Genomic DNA, 20,280 nt, shown 5'->3' with positions numbered 1-20,280 from the left:
CACCAACCGCACTGTCGCGCGGTTTTGCCGGCATTGCGGCCAGCGCCTCTCTTATGAAGAGAGTTTGCAGCATATGCTGGCACAACGCGACGTCGCACGGCAGCCCCAAATCAAAAGCCTCCGGCAGACGACCCTGCCCAATATTGTCGCCGGCAGCATCACAGCAATGGCCACCGGCTGGGGCTATTTGACCTTTGCTGCCGCAAACTGGGGCATCGGTTTGATGGCGAATGCCTTTTTAAATCCGCCGCGCCTCATGAGCCGTTTTCGCAATCAGCCGGGCGATCTTGTTACACGGTTTCAACCGGTCTCACATCCGCAGTGGCTGCCCGGCTTTCTGGCGCTGGGCCGGCGGGTCATCTTTCATCTCACCCTCGCCCCGCATCCCGGTTGCCGGTGTTTGTTTCGCTTGTCAGACAAGGCCTGGCAAATCCATGAGGCGGTGATCAGCGGAACGCGGGTGGTCATTCGCCTTTACAACCGCCTGGCCGCATGCTGGCGCTGGCTCTCCATTGATACCTCGTCACGACAGGTGGTCACTTTGCCCTGGCAGCATTTCGGGCCGGCGAGCCGGGTCATCAAGCTCAGTGCGGATAATGAAATTCTCTACCACACTGTGCAGGAGGCAGTTCGGCTCAATCTGGATACCGGCCAGGAAAGTCACTCGTTGGCGCCCGGAACCGGTTTTGATGTGTCCGCACCGCCGCTGCGCCATCCGCACACCGGCCAAATCTTTCTGCTGGGATGTGATGATGTCATCTACTGTCTGGATCCCGCCAACATCAACCGCGGCGTGATCCCCTTCGCCACCGGCCTGCGCGAAGCTTCACATCTGCTCTGGAACACTGCGGGTGACACACTTTTAGCGCTCGGCCATGGCGAGTTGACCGCCTTCGACGCCAGGAATGGCATCGTACTCTGGCGGTTGGGCTGCGACGCTGCCCGTGATTTTGCTGTGAATTTCGCTTCCCCCCAACGATGGGGAGATCACCTTATCGTCGTTGTGCGCAGCCCGGGTGGGGCTGATGAACGCCTGGGGTTGCTGGGCCTGAGCCCTGCCGGGCAGCTCCTGCCCCTGTCGGAACGGGCCGCGCTCTCACCGGCTCCCGTCGGCAGCGCCTCCGGCTTGATTGCTGTCTTGAGGCCCGAAGCCGTCTCACAACAGTCGGCGGCATTCTTGCAATTCAATTTCTTCTAGCGTTTTCCCAAACGCCATTGCCGTGCTTTGTCCAAATTGCAAATCATGGGAAATCGCGCCTGGCGCGGCCACGGACAGATTCTGCCCCTGGTGCGGCTGTCTCCTCTATCAAGTCGAATGCAGCGGCTCGCCTGATCTCGTCTACTTTCTGCCGCCAGACGGTGGCCAGCCGGCAATCAGTTTGTTGCTCAAGAACACCGGCCGCCTGCCGGTCACGGTGATGGAGGTGGTCACGGAGCCGGCAGGCTACGCACATTTCCCGCGCCTGCAGCCCCCCCTGGCAGCCGAGGAGACGGCCGCGAAAGCCGCCAAAACCACGCTGCTGCTGCAACCCGGCGAAGTGCGGGAATTGCCCGGCAAAATTACGGCCACGGCTTTGCATGCACTGATGCCACGGGCAGCCGTTGCTGCGGCAGACAGCAATGAGACCGGCGGCCAGCCCCCGGCCCCCATCCAGCCCGAACCCGCCACGCCTGCGGAGGGTCAGCGGGAAAGTCTGCGAATCAGTTGCCGCATCATCACCAGCCCGCTATTGGATCTCCCGGCATGCGAATTCGAAGTCCTGCCGCTGCCGGAATTCGAATTGTTGACGCCGACGCTGCAGTTGTTCGACCAGCTGCCGGCGAATTCCCCAATTCTGCGCTGCAGTTCCGGCGGCCGCATTCGCCTGCGCCGTGGCAAAGCAGCCATCCGCGATCTGGCCTGCGATCTTCCCGCCATCAAGCTCGTGCCCGAGGGCCTTCATTCTCTGCCGGGCCAACTCGAAGCCGGCCGGGACAACGGCACGCTTGCCTTTCAAGTGGAAGTCACACGGGAATTCATCGCGCCCTACCTGCAGAGCGGCCAGCCGGTATTGGCAGCCTTGAAGCTGGTGTGCAGCAATCCGCCCGGCACCTTCGCGCCGTTCAATTCACCGTTGCGCATTCTGCCCCATCCGATCCCGCGCTTGGAGTTTCCCGGGCTGGTGCGACACCGGGTCGAGGAACGATTGCAGTGCAGAACCTGGGCGCTGGCCGGCCGCAGCCGCCGGCTGGCATTGCAGGTTCGCAACGCCGGCACATTGCCGATCGACATCATCGCCATCACCCCTGCGCCGTCTCTCGAAGCCGTTGTGGCGCTGCACCGCCCCGCGGTGCCCATCCGGCTCATGCCCAGACAAATCGAGACGATTCATTTTCTCCTTTCACCGGCGCCTTCGCCTTCCGCCACGATGTTTGCCGGGGAACTGGCTTTTCGTTATCACGCCGGCACGCCCGCCACGTATCTCACCCGCCTGCCGATGCAAATTGAAGTGCGCGTGCCGCAGCCATATCGCGGGGTGGCGGCTCTTGATTTCGGCACCAGCCACACCTGCCTGGCGGTGGCGGAGCGTGACGAGCAGGCCGCTTCTCCGCCGCACTTGCTGCGCGTGAATGGCGAGGCCTTCGTGCCCAGCGTGATTCTGTATCACGGCATTGATGCGGAAGGGCAACGGCGCTATGACATCGGCCAGGCGGCCCTGGCGGCCAGCGCCGGCGTCGAGGCGATCATGCAGGTCATCCACGATGTCAAAAAGCACCTGGGCGTGGAACAAGATCGCGAGATCCTCCTGCGTGAATCCGGCGCCACCGTCATGCTCCCGGCGCAGACCATTGTCGTTGATTTTCTCAAGCGCCTCATCTATGAAGCTGAAAACGATCTCGCCGAAGAGCTGTATCGCCGCCGATCGCAGCGCGGCGAGGCCGGAGATTTTGGCGCGTGCCTGCTGCAAAACATGCTGGTGGCCCATCCCGCAACTTTCACAGCCGCACAGAAAAACGCCCTGCGCCAGGCGCTCGCACTTGCCGGCGTCATGCTGACCGATGACTCCTGGCTGCAGCCGTCGCCGGTCATCGCGGGTTTTGAGGGTCTGCTGGCACGCGTGAACCAGTGGAAAACCGAAGCCGGCGCCCCGCCCGCCACCCCACAGCGGCGGCATGTGCTGACTTATGACCTGGGCGCAGGCAACACCAGCATGGCCCTGACCTGCCTGGAGTTGTATCCGGAAGCCGGACGCACGCTGGTGGCCAGCAGCGCCATCAAATTGAATCTCAAGACGGTCAGCGTCGACGGGGATGAAACCTTTGGCGGTGACACCATCACCATTGCCCTGGCAAAATACTTGATGGAGCAAGCCGTGGCGCAACTCGAACAGCGCTTGCCGGCGCCGGTGGTGGTGCCGCTCTGGAACCGGCCGTTCGAGTTGCCCCAAATGAAGATCGAAAAGGCCGGTTATCTCAACTGGCGGCGCCTGCTGCGCCGTGCCGAACAACTCAAATGCAGTCTGGCCGAGCTGACCTCCGAACAGAGTTGCACGCTCAGGCACATGACGCTGCAGGTCGTGAGCGCCGGCCAAATGCTCGCTGCCACCGTTTCCAATCTCGCGGTCACCGCGGGGTGGCTGGAGAATCTCGTGGCCGCCAGCCTGGAGATGCACGTGCTGCAGTTGCAGCAGATGGTGCACAAGGCGGGTCTGGAGAGCCCGGACATTTTGCGGCTCACCGGCAAGAGCACCCTGCTTCCGTTCGTGCGTTCGCGCATGGCAAGAATCTTCCCTGCCGAGCGCTGCAAAGTCGTCTACAGTCTCGACGGCAAGCCGGCCAGATCACTGCTGCCCATCAACGGTTTGAAATCCACCACTGCCGTGGGCGGCGCTTTCTACCTGCGCCATCTCACCCGCGGCGGCTGGATCGAGGCCGGCAGAGAGTCGGAGCCCCGCCGCACCGGTGTACGTATTGGACTGGGTCTGCGTGCCGGCGATGAGCTGCGCTTTTGGGAAGTCATCAGCAAAGAAGACCTGCTCGATACGGAGTACATCGTGCGCGCCTTTGGCCTGACGCGGGACACGCTCATCAGCTTTTATGCCAGTGAGAAAGAGGGGCCGCTGCACCTGCCCGATGATGCCAAATTGCTGGCCTCCTGTCGTCTCGACTTCAATCCGCCGCTGCCCGGTGACATGCGCGACCAGGAACTGCTCCGGCTCGTTTGCACCGGCAAGCTGCGTTTGAAACTGACCGCCACTCACGAGCTTCACGTCCTGCTGCAAGCCCGCGGCCGCGAGCACGTGATCTACCTCCGACTCTGACCGACCGGCGCCGCCGGTCTCGCCCATGAATCAGCTTCTGTTCAGGAGTTTTTATGATGATTGCCAGGATTGCACATCTGTGCTGGATTTCGCTGCTCGCCATGCTCGATGGCAGCAGCACGCCCACTCCGCAAGCCGGGCGTCTCCTGCTCGCCCCGGGTCAAACCTTGCAGATGCCCGCCATCCGCACCGCCGCTGACAGTTTCGAAGTCCAGTTCACCCTGGCCGTGGTGGATTCCTTCCGGCTGCAGCGTCACCGTTGCCGCCTGCATGCCAGCCGCGGCTTCGTCCTGCACACCGCGCCCGCCTATCAATGGGCCCTGCAGGACACGGCCCTCATCGTTCTCTCGGAACTCGATCTCACGCTGCGCGTCGCCGCCGATTCCAGCGGCCTCTTTACGCTGCGGTTCGATTTTGTCAATCTCGAGCAACCACAACGACCGCCCGCCACCGCCATGCTCATCATCGGCACGCCGCTCACGATCGCCAGCCCGCCTGCTTCCGATTCCCTGGCCCGCGCCACCGCCGACAGCGACTCCGTGGCAACCAATCGGGGCCAAATCACGGCAACGGAGCCGGCTGTGACCCAGGGCAAGGTGCTGCTTTGGGTGTTGCTGGCGTTGGTCGTGGTTGGCGTTTTGCTGACGGTGGTGCTCAGTATTCTCAGCAACAACAAAAACCGGCAATTTTCAGATTATACTTCATCCGGACCACACGGCACGCGTGAGCCGGGTGCGGCCCACGCCAAAACCATCATGGCCGCGACACCGCTGGCCGCAACGCCCGGCCCCACACGAATTCCCGCGCCGGCGGTTCGCAACCCGCGCCCCCTCACCCCGACTGCCGCCACCACCGATGATCTGCCTCTGCCGGCCAATCGCCTTGCTTCTCTCTACAAGGATGCTGAACCTCAAAGCGAAACTCCGGCAGCAGAGACTGCGACCATGAGCGACATGCTGGCGAAATTGCAGCAGATGGCCGAGGCCACGCAAAGAGCCCTCACCGCACAAAATGAAATTCTCGCCAGCCTGGCAAAACAAAACAACCCGGGAAACGGCAATGCTGCCACGCCCGGTTTTGCCGCCGCCGGCAGTGCTGTGTCTGTCGCGAAGGCGCTGCAAGCCACCCGGACGGCTGAAGCCCCCGCCAGCCGCTGGGATATTGCGGGCGAGCCCCAAACCCGTGCTGCCAGCCTGGAAGAGATCGTCGAAGCGATTGACGGCGTGGTGGCAGCCAGCAGCACCAAGCCTCTGCTCGCACCGCCCAACATCACGGCGCTCAAGCTGGACAGGTTGCGTCGCACCGCCGGGGGCCTGCAACAACTGGCGCGCGGCTGCCGCGAAGCGGGGGCGCCGCTCGAAGCCGATGCCGCCGAGTCCCTCCAGCGCCGCACCCTCGACCTGGCGCTCAGTTATGAAACCTGGATCAATGAGCACACCTTGAAGCTATCGCTCAATCTCCCTGCGGCCGGCAAAGACAGCAGTGAAACCCGCCGCGAGATTCTGGACTCGTTGCTCGACGGCCTCTATGAAACCCGCAAGATCGCAGTGCAAGGCCCGATCTATTTCGACCGCCGCATCACGCAACTCATGGAGGAAGAGCTGCCCAAACTGCGCACCCGGATTGAAGCGCTGAATCAACCCGCACTCAACCAACTCTGGGAGCAGCTTTTTTGAAATAAAGATTCCGGGCATGACATGCTCCGGCGCCTTGCCGCTTTGGAAAAGCCGTGAAACCTGCTTCATGGCTTTTCTTTTTTGAGGCCCGGGCGATCCCTTTCTTCCAGACAACAGCAAGCCTGCAGGCACAATACAGGTGGTGACAGCGGACATCGCCGCCTGCAGACAAGAAATTTGCGCTGCGTCCCCACACGCAACGGAGGCAGGACACACCCGGGCCGCCAACATTTGACTTTGTCCCGGAAAAAACTATATTCATGCGCAATCCGACAAGCTCAAAACCCGATCACTCTCCGCAAATTCGCATGATGCCCTGGCGCAAGTTTCTTCCCGCAGCCGCCCTCCTATTTCTGCTCCTGCAATCCGCCTTCGGCCGCCAAGCACATTCCGCCTCATCAAACCTGGTGAGGCGATGGTACCATCATCCCTACCGGCTCGGCGCAGAGGCATACCTGCAGGGCGGCGCGATGGCCGCCACCGCCGGAAATGCCGCCGCGATGTTGATCAATCCCGCCAGTCTTGCCGACCTGCCGGATCATCTTGCCCTCTTTGTCGAGACCGGCTGGGCCTCCGGTACGGATTTCTTTCGTTTCTTGAACATCAACATCAAGGCACAATATCAGCCGGTGCAATATGCCGGGGTGGCCTGGCGGCCGTTGTCCGGGCTCGGCCTCGGCCTGTTTTATCATCGCCCCACCGACTACACCCTGGATTTTGGAGCCATGCACCGGGGCACGCTCCTGCAACTCGCCGAAGCAGGCGAGGCGCGGGCCCTGCAATCACGGCAGGAGGATGCCATCGGAGTGGCGCTGGCAACCGCGCTCAGCGAACACTTTCACGTCGGTGGCAGTCTGCAGTGGCGCCGCGCCACCATGACCGATGAGTTTGCGCAAGCCCGGCGCGAAGGCGGTGATTCGGCCTGGCGTTTTGCAGTGGGAGCGTTGTGGCATTATCGCGGCTGGCAGTTCGGCCTGGCCACTCACTCCCGCTATGAAGCCGGCGGCACGGTGATCATCCGCCCGGCGGGTGCCTATGGCGGAGAATTCTTCCGGCAGGAAGATCCCCTCACCCTGCGCATGGGCCTGAGCACGCCGCTCCTGTTCCAGCGCCTGCGGCTGAGCGCCGAGGCGGAATTCAAAGACTTCGAGGCCGACATCCCGATCGAGAAATGGCAGTTTTATGGCGGCAGCACTCTCCGCCTCTCCCCCCGGCTCGAAATCGGGCTTGGCGCCTTCACTTTCCTGAAAGACTACTCCGCATTTGTTGATGGTCCGGAATCCGAGATCTTCCTGACCGGCGGTGTGCGGCTGCGGCTCGGCGATTTTCGGTTCACGGCCTGCTGGCTCGAAGGTGATCTGCTCAATCAAAATTTCACCGGCCAGCGCTTCGTGAACCTCGCGCTGGGTTATGCCCTGCCCGGAGGCCGCCGGCTTGCCTCTCACTTCAACTACGGAGGGAATTGATGAACGAAACACGGGCGCGCTGGCAGCGCCTCCTCAATCTGCTGGTGTTGCTGGGCCTGTGCGCCGCGCCGGCACGGGCACAACGCACGCTCATTCACGCCGGCACCCTGCTGGACGGCCTCGCCGACCAGCCGCGCCACAAGGTCACGCTCGTTATCCACGCCGGCCGCATCCAGGCACTTGAGCCCGGCTTTCTGCCCGCGCAAAGCAACGACACGGTCATCGATCTCAAAAACAAGTTCGTACTCCCCGGCTTGATGGACATGCACACCCATCTTTCCGGTCAAACCGAAAAGGGCGGCTACCTCAGGCGCTTTCAACTCTATCCCGTCGATCAGGCCTTGATCGCGACCCAATACTTGAAAAACACCCTGCTCGCCGGCTTCACCACGGTGCGCGACCTGGGCGGCAGCGAAGGCGTGGACCGCGCCCTGCGCGACGCGGTCAACCGCGGCGACATCATCGGCCCGCGCATGCTGGTGGCCGGCAAAAGCCTGGCCGTGATGGGCGGCCACGCCGATCCCACCAACGGTTATCGCGAGGATATTCTGGGCGTTCCCGATATCGCGGAAGGCGTGATCAGCGGCGTCGAGGGCGCGCGCCAGGCGGCGTTGCTGGCGATCAAACGCGGCGCGGATTGGATCAAAATCACCGCCACCGCCGGTGTGCTGTCGCTTTCCGGCAATGCCCACAATCCGCAATTTACCGAGGCCGAGATTCGCGCCATCGTGCAGACTGCGGCGGATTTCGGCCGCAAAGTCGCGGCACACGCCCATGGTGCAGAAGGTGCCAAGCGCGCCATCCGTGCCGGCGTGGCTTCCATCGAACATGGCACCTATCTCGATGAGGAAGCCTTCGCCCTGATGAAACAGCATGGCACCTACTACGTGCCGACCATCACCGCGGGCAAATCCGTCGCCGATTCCGCGCAAATCGCGGGCTACTACAATCCGGTGGTCGTCCCCAAAGCCCTGGCTGTGGGCCCGGTGATTCAGCAGACTTTTGCCAAAGCGTGGCGGGCGGGCGTGCCGATTGCCTTCGGCACCGATGCCGGCGTGTTCCGCCATGGCCGCAATGCCATCGAGTTTCAATACATGGTGGAAGCCGGCATGCCGCCCATGGCGGCGATCAAATCCGCCACCTATCACGCCGCCAGGCTGCTCGGCCGGCTGGATGATCTCGGCACCCTCACCCCCGGCAAAATTGCGGACGTGATTGCCGTCGCCAGCGATCCCCTGCAAGATATCAAAGCCCTGCAGCATGTCGTCTTTGTGATGAAAGAGGGCGTGGTCTACAAAAACGAATGACCGCCGCGCCGGGCGGGCACAGCAATCTGGAGAATCTCCTGCATGAACTATCAATTCCTCCTGCTCGAGAAGCAAAACGGCGTGGGCCTCCTGCGCCTGAACCGGCCGGAGCGGTTGAACGCCTTCGAAGCCCGGATGGTGCAGGAGATTCCCGTGGCGCTGCGCGAGCTGCTCGATGATGACGAGGTGCGTGCCGTCATCATCACCGGCAATGGCAAGGGCTTTTGCGCCGGCGCCGATATCGCCTATTTGGAACAACTCGCCGCCGCCAGGGACATCGACCAGGGCCGCGTGCTGGTGATGACCGGCAGCGAGGCGGTGGAATTGATTCACACCGCCGGCAAACCGGTGATCGCCGCGATCAATGGCGCGGCGGCAGGCGGTGGGGCCAGCCTGGCCCTGGCCTGCGATCTGCGCCTGATGGCGGCGGGCGCACGCCTGGGCTTTCCCTTCATTCGCCTCGGCCTGCATCCCGATCTCGGCTGCACCTATTTCCTGCCGCGTTTGGTGGGAACCGCGCGGGCGGCGGCGCTGCTCCTCTCCGGCGACATGCTTTCCGCGGAAGAAGCGCTGCGCCTGGGAATCGTGAATCAGGTGGTGCCGGACGAAGAACTGCTGCCCGCGGCACGGCGGCTGGCGCAGGCGCTGGCGGAAAAATCCGCGCTGGTGTTGCGGCTGCTCAAGAAGGGTCTGGCCCAAACCCTGACGCAGTCGCTCGAAGCCGTGCTCAAATATGAAATCTACGCGCAGGCTTTATGCTTTGAATCCCCGCAGGCGGCCCGGGCGATTGCGGAATTTTGGGCGGCACGCAAGTGACACCCGGCAGGAATCCTTGCAGGGACGACGTGCCATTCCACCTCCGAAAGGAAATTTTGCGTGACTCCAAACGGAACGACTGGCGGGGTGCGAAATTGCCACGAAATCGCCCCAACACAGCATCGCCATCGCGCAACCCGCCTGCGTGCACGCAAACAGGAGGTCTGTGTCCCTCCCTCCCAAATACCGAACCCAAACGTGTCCCCGACAAAACCGGCAGCAACGCACTGAAATTCAAACAAAATCAAAACAGCGGCATCTTACCCAGTGAAAAAGCTTGAGCCATGATCGCCTTCTCCCTCTCCGAAGAACAGCAGCAGTTCCGCGCGCTCGCGCATGAATTCGCGCAAAACGAAATCCGCCCCGTCGCCGCGCAGCTCGACGAGCAGGAAAAATTCCCCGAGCAAGTGTGCCGCAAAGGCTGGGAGCTCGGGTTGATGAACGTGCACGTGCCGAAAGAGTACGGCGGCCTTGGCCTGGGCGTGCTCGAAGAATGTTTGATCGCGGAGGAAATCGGCTGGGGCTGCACCGGCGTCGGCACCACGATGATCTGCAACACGCTGGCGATCGCACCGGTGATCGTCGCCGGCAATGAAGCACAAAAGAAAAAATTTCTCACCCCGCTCACCGAAGAATTTGCCTTCTGCTCCTATGCGGTCACCGAGCCCGGCGCCGGCAGCGATGTGCAGGCGATCAAAACCACCGCACGGAAAATCGGTGAGGACTACCTGCTCAACGGCCAGAAGATGTGGATCACCAACGCCGGCTATGCGCGCTGGTTTTTCGTGCTGGCCTACACCGATCCCGCCAGGGGCCACAGGGGCATCAGCGGATTTATTGTGCCGGCGGATGCACCCGGCGTGAAAATCGGCAAGCATGAGCCCAAGCTGGGCCAGCGCTGTTCCGACACCCGCGGCGTCTCATTTGAAGAGGTAAAAGTTCCCGCCGCCAACATGCTCGGCAAAGAAGGTGACGGCTGGAAGGCGGCGATGGCCGCCTTCGATCACTCGCGCCCTGTGGTTGCGGCCTTGGCTGTTGGTTTGGCGCGCGCGGCGATGGAGCACGCCGCCCATTACGCCAAAGAGCGCAAAGCCTTCGGCGTGCCGCTCGCGGCGCATGAGGGTATCAGCTTCATGATCGCCGACATGGCCAAAGACATCGAAGCCGCGCGCCTGCTCACCTGGCTGGCGGCGTGGACCATCGATCAGGGCAAACGCAACACCCTGCAGGCCGCCTACGCCAAATGCTTCGCCGCCGATGTTGCCATGCGCATCGCCACCGACGCCGTGCAAGTTTTCGGTGGCTACGGCTATTCGCGAGAATATCCGGTGGAAAAGCTCATGCGCGATGCCAAGATTTTTCAGATCTATGAAGGCACCAGCCAGATTCAGCGGCTGATTATTGCAAAGGAGATTTTTGAGCGAAATGGATGACTGACTGTTGCAACTGGAAGAGAACCGCAACCAAATTCAAGAAGGAGGCGTGATGTTTCATTCTTATCGCATGCTTTTTCTATTCTCTCTCGGGGGTTTTTCTTCAATTTTTGCACAAGAGTCTCTCCGGCCGGTTCATACTTATTCGATTGTCGCGCGCGATCCGGCCACCGGCCAGATGGGCGTCGCGGTGCAGTCGCATTGGTTTTCCGTCGGCTCGCTGGTCACCTGGGCCGAAGCCGGCGTCGGCGCGGTCGCCACGCAATCGTTTGTCGATCCCGCGTACGGGCCGCTCGGCTTGGAGTTGATGCGCGCCGGCAAAACCGCCCCGCAAGCGCTCGCGGGTTTGATTGCCGCTGATCCCGGCGAGGCGGTGCGCCAGGTCGCGATGATCGACGCCAAAGGCAACGTTGCCGCACACACCGGCAGCAAGTGCATCCCCGGCGCCGGACACATCATTGGCGACAATTTTTCCGTGCAGGCCAATCTCATGCTTAACGACAAAGTTTGGCCGGCGATGGCGGAAGCCTACAAAAGTACCACTGGCGATCTCGCCGACAAAATGCTTGCTGCTCTCGATGCCGCGCAGGCGGTCGGTGGCGACATTCGCGGCAAACAATCCGCGGCCATTCTGATCGTCAGCGCCAGCAACACCGGCAGGCCGTGGGTGGATCGCGTGATGGAGCTGCGCGTCGAAGATCATCCCGAGCCGCTGAAAGAACTGCGCCGCTTGGTCAATGTGCATCGGGCTTATCAACACATGAATGCCGGCGATCTTGCGGTCGAGCACGGCGACATGGACGGTGCCATGCGCGAATACGGCGCTGCCGAAGCCATGTTTCCGGATAATTTGGAAATGGCGTATTGGCATGCGGTTGCGCTCGTGAATGCCAATCGCCTTGAGGAATCGCTGCCGCTGTTCAAAAAAGTTTTTACCGGCGATCCCAACTGGGCGGAGCTCACGCCGCGGCTGCCGGGCGTCGGCTTGCTGAATGTTGATGATGCCGGCATGAAAAAGATTTTGAGCATGGTGCCGAGGAGCAAAAAGTGAGAGCGCAAAGGTCGTTTTTGCAAACCCCTGAATCGGCTTTAGCGGATTTTAGCCTGTCGAAAGTGGATGAGGCGCAGTTGCAGACGATTTTGAGCGTGGCGCCGAGGGGAAAAAAAAATGAGAATGAAAGAGTGCATCTCAAATGGCGAGATTATCGAAGATTACCCGCAAGACAAGCATGGCCCAAGCTGCTTGATCGCAGGACAAACTTTTGTTGGTCCTTGGCTTCATGTACAGACTTCTTACCCCAGCCGAATAAAAGTGAAAATCATTACCATCTACCAGCCTAATCCTGATGAATGGATCGATTTCAAAGTGATGAAACCAAAATGAATTGTGATATTTGCGGCGGCACGCGTGTCCGCTCCTTGATCAGTTACTCCATTTTTTATCGGGGCAAACCCGTCGTGGTGGAAAATGTGCCCGCCGAAGTTTGCCAACAATGCGGGGAACAGTATTTTGACCCGGCAACGGTTGAAAAACTCCAGAAAACTGTCTGGGGTGAGAGAAAACCCAAACGCACCATCAAGACACCAGTATATGATTTAGCGGCCATCGTTTAGCATGGGGTTCAAGGCAAAAAATGAACGCGGGAAATAACTACAAAAAGCTCCGCATCTTCCTCGCCTCGCCCGGCGATGTGACCAAAGAGCGCGACGTGGTTCGCGCCGTTGCAGATGAACTCAATCGCGAGGGCAATGTCGCTGACCAATTGGGCGTGACGCTCAAAGTCCTGGACTGGCGCGAAGTGACGCCCGGTATGGGCCGGTCCCAACAAGTGATCCTCGACGAATTGAAAGTCAAATCGTGGGACATCTTCATCGGCATCCTATGGCTGCGTTTCGGCAGCCCAACCGGCGGCAGCGATCCGCAAACCGGCAGAGCGTACGATTCCGGCACCGAGGAAGAATTCAATCTTGCCTATGATTCGTGGAAAAAGAATGGTCGCCCGCGCATCATGTTTTATCGTTGCACCCGTCCGCCGGTCGATCTCAATCAGCTCGATCCCGACCAATACAAGTGCGTAAAAACTTTTTTTGAGCAATTCGAGGCGAACAGGGCGCATCAGGGGCTTGTGCAGCCTTTCGCCACCACCGACGATTTTGAACGCCGCGTGCGCTTCGATCTCACCAAACTGCTGTTCGAGTACGGCGAAAAAGTTTTGCAGAAAAAACAACCACCGCCGCCGCCAGAATTGCCGGCGGACGATCTCACCCAGCATTACCTCAACTTCGTCCGCAACGAGCACGGCAAGATCAAATTGTTCGGCTTTCTCTCCCACGCCAACATCGACGTGCGCCTGCTGGATGTTTTCGTCTCCCTGCGTTTTTCTGAACAATGGCGCGAAATGGAAAAGAAGCGCTTGCCCGCCCCGGAAGAGCGTGAGGAGCGCACCCTTACCCCGCCGCAAGTTTTAGCGCGGGCGATGCAGAAGGAAAAATCTCTGCTCATCCTCGGCGGGCCCGGCTCCGGCAAAACCACCCTGCTCAAATATTTTGCCATCTGCTGTCTCGAGGCCGATACCCGCAGCAAGATTCAACTACAACGGCCGTTGATCCCGATATTGGTGCCGCTGCGCCAAATCAATCCCGCCAAGCCCTTCACCGAAGCGCTGGCAAAGTGGGCCAAATCGCATAATCAAAATATTACCGCAAAGAATTTCGACGCCTGGTTGCATCAGCCCGGCGCATTGGTGCTGCTCGATGGCCTCGACGAAGTCAGCGATTTAAACACCCGGCGCCTGATTTGCGAATGGATCGACAAAGCCGCACCCGCCTATGGTGAATCCACCTTTGTCGTCACCTGTCGTTTCACCGGCTACCGCGAGGCCGAGGGCGTGGCTCTGCAAACGCCGCACACCCGCGCCGATGTGCTCGATCTCAACACCGGGCAGCAGGCTACGTTTTTGCAGCAATGGTTCCGCGCCGCCGGTTTGGAAAGCCTGGAAACCGCCGAGCTCAATGATCCGGCCCGCTTGCAGGACATCGAGCATGACGCCGCGGTTCACGCCCAAGCGATCATGGAATTTCTCAGCAAGGAAGAAAACCGCTCCCTCGCCGACATGGCCGGCATTCCGGTGCTCCTGCAAATCATGGCCATCATATGGAGAGAGCAGGGCAGCCTGTCGAGCGAGCGCGTCGAATTGTACAACCGCAGTATCGATTATCTGCTCGAGCACCGCGATCTCACCAAGAAAATCGAGCCGCTGCTGAGCGCGGCCAAGGCCAAACTGGTGCTGCGGCCGCTGGCGCTGTGGATGCAGCAGCAAGGCGAGGACGAAACGCCCCGCGCCAACGTGGAAGCCCAAATCGCCGCCAAGCTGCAGGAAGTGCGGCCCGGCACCCCGCCCGCTGAATTTCTCGAAAACATCCGCGACCGCGCCGGCGTGTTGGTGGGCTCCGGCGCCGAGACCTACACTTTCCAACACAAATCCTTTCGTGAGTTTCTGGCGGCGATTGAGATTGCCAACCAAAACGCGGCGAATGTGCTGGTGGAAAATTTCGGCGACGATTGGTGGCGCGAAACCGTTTTGTTCTCCGCCGGCCTCACCAGCCCGACGATCTTTCCGGCGTTTTTGGAGAATTTTCTCAAGCACGAAAAGAACGACGGCTCCACCTCGCCGCTGTATTTGCAAATGCTGCAGGAAGCCGCGGTCAAGCCGCTGGCGCCGTTTGAAAAAGTCTTGCGCGACAAGCGCTTGAGCTGGCAGAAACGCTACAACGCCCTGCAGGGTGTGCGCCTGTTGCGCTCCGATGCCGCCAAAGAGCTGGTCAAATTCGTGCACGATGACAAAGAGCCGCGCCTGCGCCAATTGGCCGAGGCGATTCTGATCGAATGGTCGGAAAAGCCGCCGGCAGTTATCACCCCGCGAACTGACCGCTTCTTCAATCCCCTTGAAGACAACGCCGAATATATTCTCATCCGCGGCGGTGAGTACACCTTCTCTACCACCAAGAAGAAAGTGAAAGTGCCGGATTTGTATTTTGCCAAATTCCCGGTGACCAACAAGCGCTACCGCCTTTTCCTTGAATCGTTGTCTAAGGAAGAACGTGAAGAGTATGAGAGTAGGGAAACTAACAAACGCTTTCTCGGCGACGATCAGCCGGTGACGGCCATAAAGTGGTACGCGGCGATGGCCTACTGTGACTGGCTGACGGAACAGCAAAAAGCAAACAGCAAAAAGCAAAAAGAAAGTTTGGTGTTTCGTTTACCAACGGAGATTGAATGGGAATGGGCGGCGACCGGCGGCAAGCGTATTTATCCCTGGGGAAATGAGAAACCGGATGAGACGCGCGCCAATTACGGCGAAAAAATTGGCCACACCACACCGGTAGGCTCTTATCCTGCCGGTGCTACCCCGGAAGGCCTCATGGACATGGCCGGCAATGTGTGGGAGTGGTGCTTGAATGGATGGGACAAGCCGGATTTTGTTTTGGGGGAAGATCGCGACTTGTTGAAGAATTGGCGTAAAGTTGGACCGTATGATTGGCGGGCTTTGCGTGGCGGCGCTTATTATACGACTGACCTTGATCACCTTCGCGGGTCGGGGCGCTACCTCATCAATCCCGTCCACTGGGACCGCGGCCTCGGTTTCCGGGTGTGCGTGGTCGGCGAGTCATCAAGCTTTTGAAATCCTGAATACCTGACCAACTGAACCCCTGAAAAGGCAAAAACCGCTTTGCGGTTTTTGCCTCGAAAATTTTTTTGAAACTTAAGGAGGCTGACTATGGCAGAAGAATTGAAACTCGTGCAAAAAAGCTACGATCTGTGCCAATGGCTGTTCAACCACACCGAGAAATTTCCCAAAAGCCGCCGGTTTTCCATGGCGGTGCGTATTGAAAATCAGTTTTTGGACTTTTTGGAGTTGGTGTCGCTGGCCAGCTATCGCAAACAAAAATTGCCGCTGCTGCAAAAAGCCGATGAGCATTTGTTCTTTTTGCGGCTGTTAGTGCGTCTAAGCCATTCCATGAAATTGATCACCACCGGTTCCTACGAATTTGCCGCGCAAGGCTTGGATGAAATCGGCCGCATGTTGGGCGGGCTGATGAAGAAGTTCGTAGTGGCGCCTTCAGGCGCTGGACGTCCGGAAGAGTAACCATAAGAATTTTTCAGTTCCAGCACCATGCTCAATTCAAAAAGGATGCCTGCGTATCATCTCAAGTTACGGGTGGAGAGAAATGTCATCGCGTAGGAAACTTGTTCGTCATCAGCACGGTGCGGGTTACAAACAGGATTCCTCCTGAATGACATTCTTATTGCGGCATTTCAGCGATCAATTTTTTGCTTTTTTTCTGTTTGCTGTTTGCTTTTTGTTGCAAACGGGGTGGAGCCGAAACGACCTTCGCGGGTCGGGGCGCAACAACAACAATCCCGACAACAGGAACCACAACAACGGTTTCCGGGTGTGCGTGGTCGGCGAATCATGCTCAAACCAAACCGGCGAGTTTAGCCGGCCAATGCTCCGCGTTCACGGACTCGGAGATGGACGACTGAACATGACAAGGTTCCCTCCGGCTGGGCCGCATGAAAAGTGAGCGTGCGGCACACAAACAAAGCCCGGTCGTCCCGGCCTCTCAACCGGCGCGGTCGGTGCGGGCCTGGCGGCGTGAGTAGGCTTTCGGGCTCGAAAGCGCCGCCGCGTCCAAAATGAGCACAAGCCGTAAAACCCGTGGGGTTGACATGTTTATAGACATTTGAATTTCAAAAGCTCTTAAACTCCGTAGGAGTGACATTTCGCATTGCGTTGAAACCACGCCTTGATCATTTAGCAAGAAAACATGCCACTCCTACGGAGTTCCCAAATCCGGAACACTGTTTCTATAAACATTTCACTCCTATCGGAGTTATCCATGAAAACCCACAAAAACCTCTACGCCAAAATCTGCTCGTTTGAGAATTTATTGCTGGCGGCAAAAAAAGCCGCCGCCGGCAAGCGTTTCCGTCCGCACGCGCTGGCGTTTTTTCACGACCTCGAGCACAACGCGCTGCAGCTTTTGCGCGAGCTGCAAGCCCAAACGTATCAACCCGGCGAATATCGCGCCTTTTTCATTTACGAGCCGAAGAAACGTCTGATCAGCGCCGCGCCGTTTCGCGACCGCGTCGTGCACCATGCGCTCATCAATGTCATCGGCCCGCTGTTCGAGCGCCAATTTATTTTTGACAGCTACGCCAATCGCGTCGGCAAAGGCACCCACGCCGCCATTCGCCGGCTGCAACATTTCATGCGGCAGGCGAAATACCTCCTCAAAATCGACCTGCGCCAATATTTTCCCAGCATCGATCACGAAATTTTGAAACGCGAAATCCGTCACGTTACTGCCGACCCGGAAACACTTTGGCTCATTGACAGAATCATCGACGGCAGCAACCCGCAAGTGGAAACCAACTGGTATTTCCCCGGCGACGATCTGTTCGCGCCCTTCGAGCGGCGGCGCGGCCTGCCCATCGGCAACTTGACCAGCCAGTTTTTCGCCAATGTTTATCTCAATCCCTTTGACCATTTTGTGAAAGAGCAACTGCGCTGCCGGTTTTATCTGCGTTATGTCGATGACGCCGTCTTGCTCGATGATTCGCCGGTTTATCTGCAATCGCTTTTGCCGCGATTGCAGACCTGTCTCAATGATTTTCGGTTGAAACTCTACTTGGAGAAATGCCAGATTCGCCCGGTTAATTGCGGGCAGCGATTTTTGGGACAAATTGTTTTTCCGAGGCATCGCTTGCTGGTGCCGGAAAACGTGCGGCGCTTTGCCCGGCGCATGCGGCAGTTTCAAAAGAAGTATGCCCGGCAAAAAATCTCACTGCCGGAGATTCGGCAATCCCTAATGAGCTGGCTGGGGCACGCGGGTCAGGCCAACACCTGGACGCTGCGCCGCGCACTCATGCCGAGACTTGCAAAATTCGGCTCGCCCTTGTATCCGGCATAACCATATTCTTTTTCTTGTGTTTTCTCTTTCATCTTTTTTTGTTGCATTTATGCCCATCATCGACATCCACGTCCACATTCAACCCTGGGAACAGCTCAAGCCCGGGGTGCGCGAGAAGATGACCGCCGGCCGCAAAGATATGGCCGCGATCGAAGAGTTCATCCAATCGCCGCGCGCCTTTCTGGAGTTTCTCGACGCCAACGGCATCGAACGAGCCGGACTCATCAATTATCCCAGCCCGGATCTCATGGGCTTCACCGCGGCGACGAATGATTTCGTCGCCAACTATTGCAGGGAAAATCCGCAGCGCCTGATCGCTTTTGGCGGCGTGCATCCGCGCTTCTGCGAGGATGTCGAGGCCGAGCTGACGCGTTTGCTGAAATTGGGCATTCGCTGTTTGAAAGTGCATCCGCCGCATCAGGCACTTGCCGCCAATGCTTATCGCGCCGGCAACACAGCGCAGGAGATTCTCTACCGCCGCGCCGAACAGGAGGGCATGCTGGTGATGTTTCACGGCGGCACCAGCATCTTTCCGGGCGCGCGCAATGTCTTCGCCGACACCATGCCGATCGACGACGTGGCGGTGGATTTCCCCAATTTAAAAATCATCATCGCGCACGCCGGCCGGCCGCTGCACACCGAAACCACCTTTTTCCTGCTGCGCCGCCACCCAAACGTCCACATCGACATCTCCGGCATTCCTCCGAAAAAATTGCTGGACTATTTGCCGCGCCTCGAGGAAATCGCCGGCAAAACCCTGTGGGGCACGGACTGGCCGAGCCCGGGCGTGTGGGACTTGCGCAGGAACGTTGACGATTTCCTCAAGCTGCCGCTGCGCGACGAGATGAAAAACGCGATTCTTTATGAGAATGCCCGGCGTCTGCTGTGCGCCTGCGGTGCCCTGCGGGGTTGAGCCGGCGACCCGGCGGATTGGATCAAAAAGCCTTTCTCAGTGTGCTCCGCCACGCCGCGGTGAGGCAGTTGGCTCCGCCAGCGCTTGAGAATTGTTCCTGCAACGGCCAGGCCGTTGCAGCAAATTGCAGCGGGCTTCACGAGGCGGAAAGCTTTACAAACCCCGGTCCAGCCCGGGCTGGAACACGCTCGACCGACAGTTGCATAGACTTCGGCTCAGCCGGGGCTGGAATATTCTCGAACGACAACCGGCAAATTTTCACCCGAGGTGAGCGATGAAATGCGTCTACTTCAACCAACACGGCACTGAAGAGGTTTTGACATATGGTGAACTGCCCACGCCCGAGGCCGGGCCGGGGCAGGTGTTGGTGGCGATCAAGGCCTGCGCGCTCAATCATCTGGACCTCTGGGTGCGGCGCGGCCTTCCCAGCTTGAAGCTGGCGCTGCCGCACATTTTGGGCTCGGATATTTCGGGGGTGGTGGCGCAGGTCGGGCCGGGCGTGACGCATGTGCAACCCGGCGCGGAGGTCATCGTTTCGCCGGGGGTTTCCTGCGGCCATTGCAAAGCCTGCCTGTCGGGGCGCGACAACTATTGCTTCCACTACGGGGTGATCGGCGAACATCGCAGCGGTGGATATGCCGAATATATCGCCGTGCCCGCCGTCAATATCATTCCCAAGCCTGCGACTCTCAATTTTCATGAGGCCGCGGCTTTTCCGCTCACCTTTCTCACTGCCTGGCACATGCTGGTGAGCAAATGCCGGGTGCAGCCGGCGGACTGGGTGCTGGTGCTGGCCGCCGGCAGCGGCGTGGGGGTGGCCGCGATTCAGATCGCCAAGCTGCACGGCGCGCGGGTAATTGCCGCGGCGGGCAGCGCGGCCAAGCTGGAGAAGGCGCAGGCGCTGGGCGCGGATTTTTTGATCAATTATGAGGAACAGAATTTCCGCGAAGTCGCGCGCCAGATCACCAAACGCCGCGGGGTGGACATCGTCTTCGAACACGTCGGCGAAAAGACCTGGGACGATTCCATCAAAGTGCTGGCACCCGGCGGCCGCGTGGTCACCTGCGGCGCCACCAGCGGCTATCGCGCGGTGACCGATCTGCGCTATCTCTTCTCGCGCAACCTCACCCTCTTCGGCAGCATCATGGGCTCGCAGGGTGAGATGCGGCATCTCACCGAGCTGTTCGAGGCCGGCATGCTGCGGCCGGTGATCGACCGCGTGCTGCCGCTGCACGAAGCCGCGGAGGGGCATCGTCTGCTGGCGCGACGGGAACAATTCGGCAAAGTGGTGCTGGCCGTGTCCGGCTGAAAGATTTCCTGAGGCGTTGCCCTGTGCCATCACATTCGTCCCTTTCAAAAAAAGCGGCGGGCGAAAATCTCCCACGAAGGCGAA

15 protein-coding genes are annotated in these 20,280 nt (G+C 59.6%); all 15 read left to right on the top strand.

Translation table 11 applies throughout. The annotated features are described in order from the left end of the window. Positions 1-73 precede the first annotated feature (73 nt). Positions 74-1,198: a hypothetical protein gene (locus tag ONB52_05660; GenBank protein MDZ7415635.1), complete on the top strand. Its 1,125-nt coding sequence runs from the start codon at positions 74-76 to the stop codon at positions 1,196-1,198. 181 nt (positions 1,199-1,379) lie between these two features. Further along, on the top strand, positions 1,380-4,301 hold the full coding sequence (locus tag ONB52_05655) for a hypothetical protein (protein ID MDZ7415634.1): 2,922 nt from the start codon (positions 1,380-1,382) through the stop codon (positions 4,299-4,301). Between the two features lie 53 nt (positions 4,302-4,354). After that, positions 4,355-5,977: a hypothetical protein gene (locus ONB52_05650; protein MDZ7415633.1), complete on the top strand. Its 1,623-nt coding sequence runs from the start codon at positions 4,355-4,357 to the stop codon at positions 5,975-5,977. Positions 5,978-6,384: 407 nt separating this feature from the next. Further along, on the top strand, positions 6,385-7,443 hold the full coding sequence (locus ONB52_05645) for a hypothetical protein (GenBank protein MDZ7415632.1): 1,059 nt from the start codon (positions 6,385-6,387) through the stop codon (positions 7,441-7,443). Continuing rightward, the gene (locus tag ONB52_05640; GenBank protein MDZ7415631.1) at positions 7,443-8,750 is read left to right on the top strand and encodes an amidohydrolase family protein; all 1,308 of its coding nucleotides are present in this window, start codon (positions 7,443-7,445) and stop codon (positions 8,748-8,750) included. Before ONB52_05645 ends, ONB52_05640 begins: the two co-directional genes overlap by 1 nt. Before the next feature lie 42 nt (positions 8,751-8,792). Continuing rightward, positions 8,793-9,566, top strand: a complete 774-nt coding sequence (locus ONB52_05635) for an enoyl-CoA hydratase/isomerase family protein (GenBank protein ID MDZ7415630.1) — start codon at positions 8,793-8,795, stop codon at positions 9,564-9,566. A 287-nt stretch (positions 9,567-9,853) separates the two neighbouring features. Then, positions 9,854-10,999: an acyl-CoA dehydrogenase family protein gene (locus tag ONB52_05630; protein ID MDZ7415629.1), complete on the top strand. Its 1,146-nt coding sequence runs from the start codon at positions 9,854-9,856 to the stop codon at positions 10,997-10,999. Positions 11,000-11,051: 52 nt separating this feature from the next. Beyond that, positions 11,052-12,050 carry a DUF1028 domain-containing protein gene (locus tag ONB52_05625; GenBank protein ID MDZ7415628.1) on the top strand — a complete coding sequence of 333 codons (999 nt, stop codon included), beginning with the start codon at positions 11,052-11,054 and terminating at the stop codon, positions 12,048-12,050. A 117-nt stretch (positions 12,051-12,167) separates the two neighbouring features. Then, positions 12,168-12,383 (top strand): DUF4258 domain-containing protein, encoded by a 216-nt coding sequence (locus ONB52_05620; protein MDZ7415627.1) that lies wholly within the window; start codon positions 12,168-12,170, stop codon positions 12,381-12,383. Then, positions 12,380-12,613: a type II toxin-antitoxin system MqsA family antitoxin gene (locus ONB52_05615; protein ID MDZ7415626.1), complete on the top strand. Its 234-nt coding sequence runs from the start codon at positions 12,380-12,382 to the stop codon at positions 12,611-12,613. Before ONB52_05620 ends, ONB52_05615 begins: the two co-directional genes overlap by 4 nt. 20 nt (positions 12,614-12,633) lie before the next feature. Beyond that, positions 12,634-15,681, top strand: a complete 3,048-nt coding sequence (locus tag ONB52_05610) for an SUMF1/EgtB/PvdO family nonheme iron enzyme (GenBank protein ID MDZ7415625.1) — start codon at positions 12,634-12,636, stop codon at positions 15,679-15,681. A 96-nt stretch (positions 15,682-15,777) separates the two neighbouring features. Continuing rightward, entirely contained in the window at positions 15,778-16,146 is a 369-nt protein-coding gene (gene avd / locus ONB52_05605) for a diversity-generating retroelement protein Avd (GenBank protein MDZ7415624.1), read from the top strand. Between the two features lie 754 nt (positions 16,147-16,900). Next, positions 16,901-17,974 carry an RNA-directed DNA polymerase gene (locus ONB52_05600; GenBank protein ID MDZ7415623.1) on the top strand — a complete coding sequence of 358 codons (1,074 nt, stop codon included), beginning with the start codon at positions 16,901-16,903 and terminating at the stop codon, positions 17,972-17,974. 49 nt (positions 17,975-18,023) lie between these two features. Next, positions 18,024-18,887, top strand: coding sequence for an amidohydrolase family protein (locus ONB52_05595; GenBank protein ID MDZ7415622.1), 864 nt, complete (start codon positions 18,024-18,026; stop codon positions 18,885-18,887). 274 nt (positions 18,888-19,161) lie between these two features. Then, entirely contained in the window at positions 19,162-20,196 is a 1,035-nt protein-coding gene (locus tag ONB52_05590) for a zinc-binding dehydrogenase (GenBank protein MDZ7415621.1), read from the top strand. Positions 20,197-20,280 lie beyond the last annotated feature (84 nt).

Source organism: candidate division KSB1 bacterium, from assembly GCA_034506255.1.
GTDB classification, from domain to species: domain Bacteria; phylum Zhuqueibacterota; class Zhuqueibacteria; order Zhuqueibacterales; family Zhuqueibacteraceae; genus Coneutiohabitans; species Coneutiohabitans thermophilus.
This window is presented reverse-complemented; position numbering and strand designations above follow the sequence as displayed.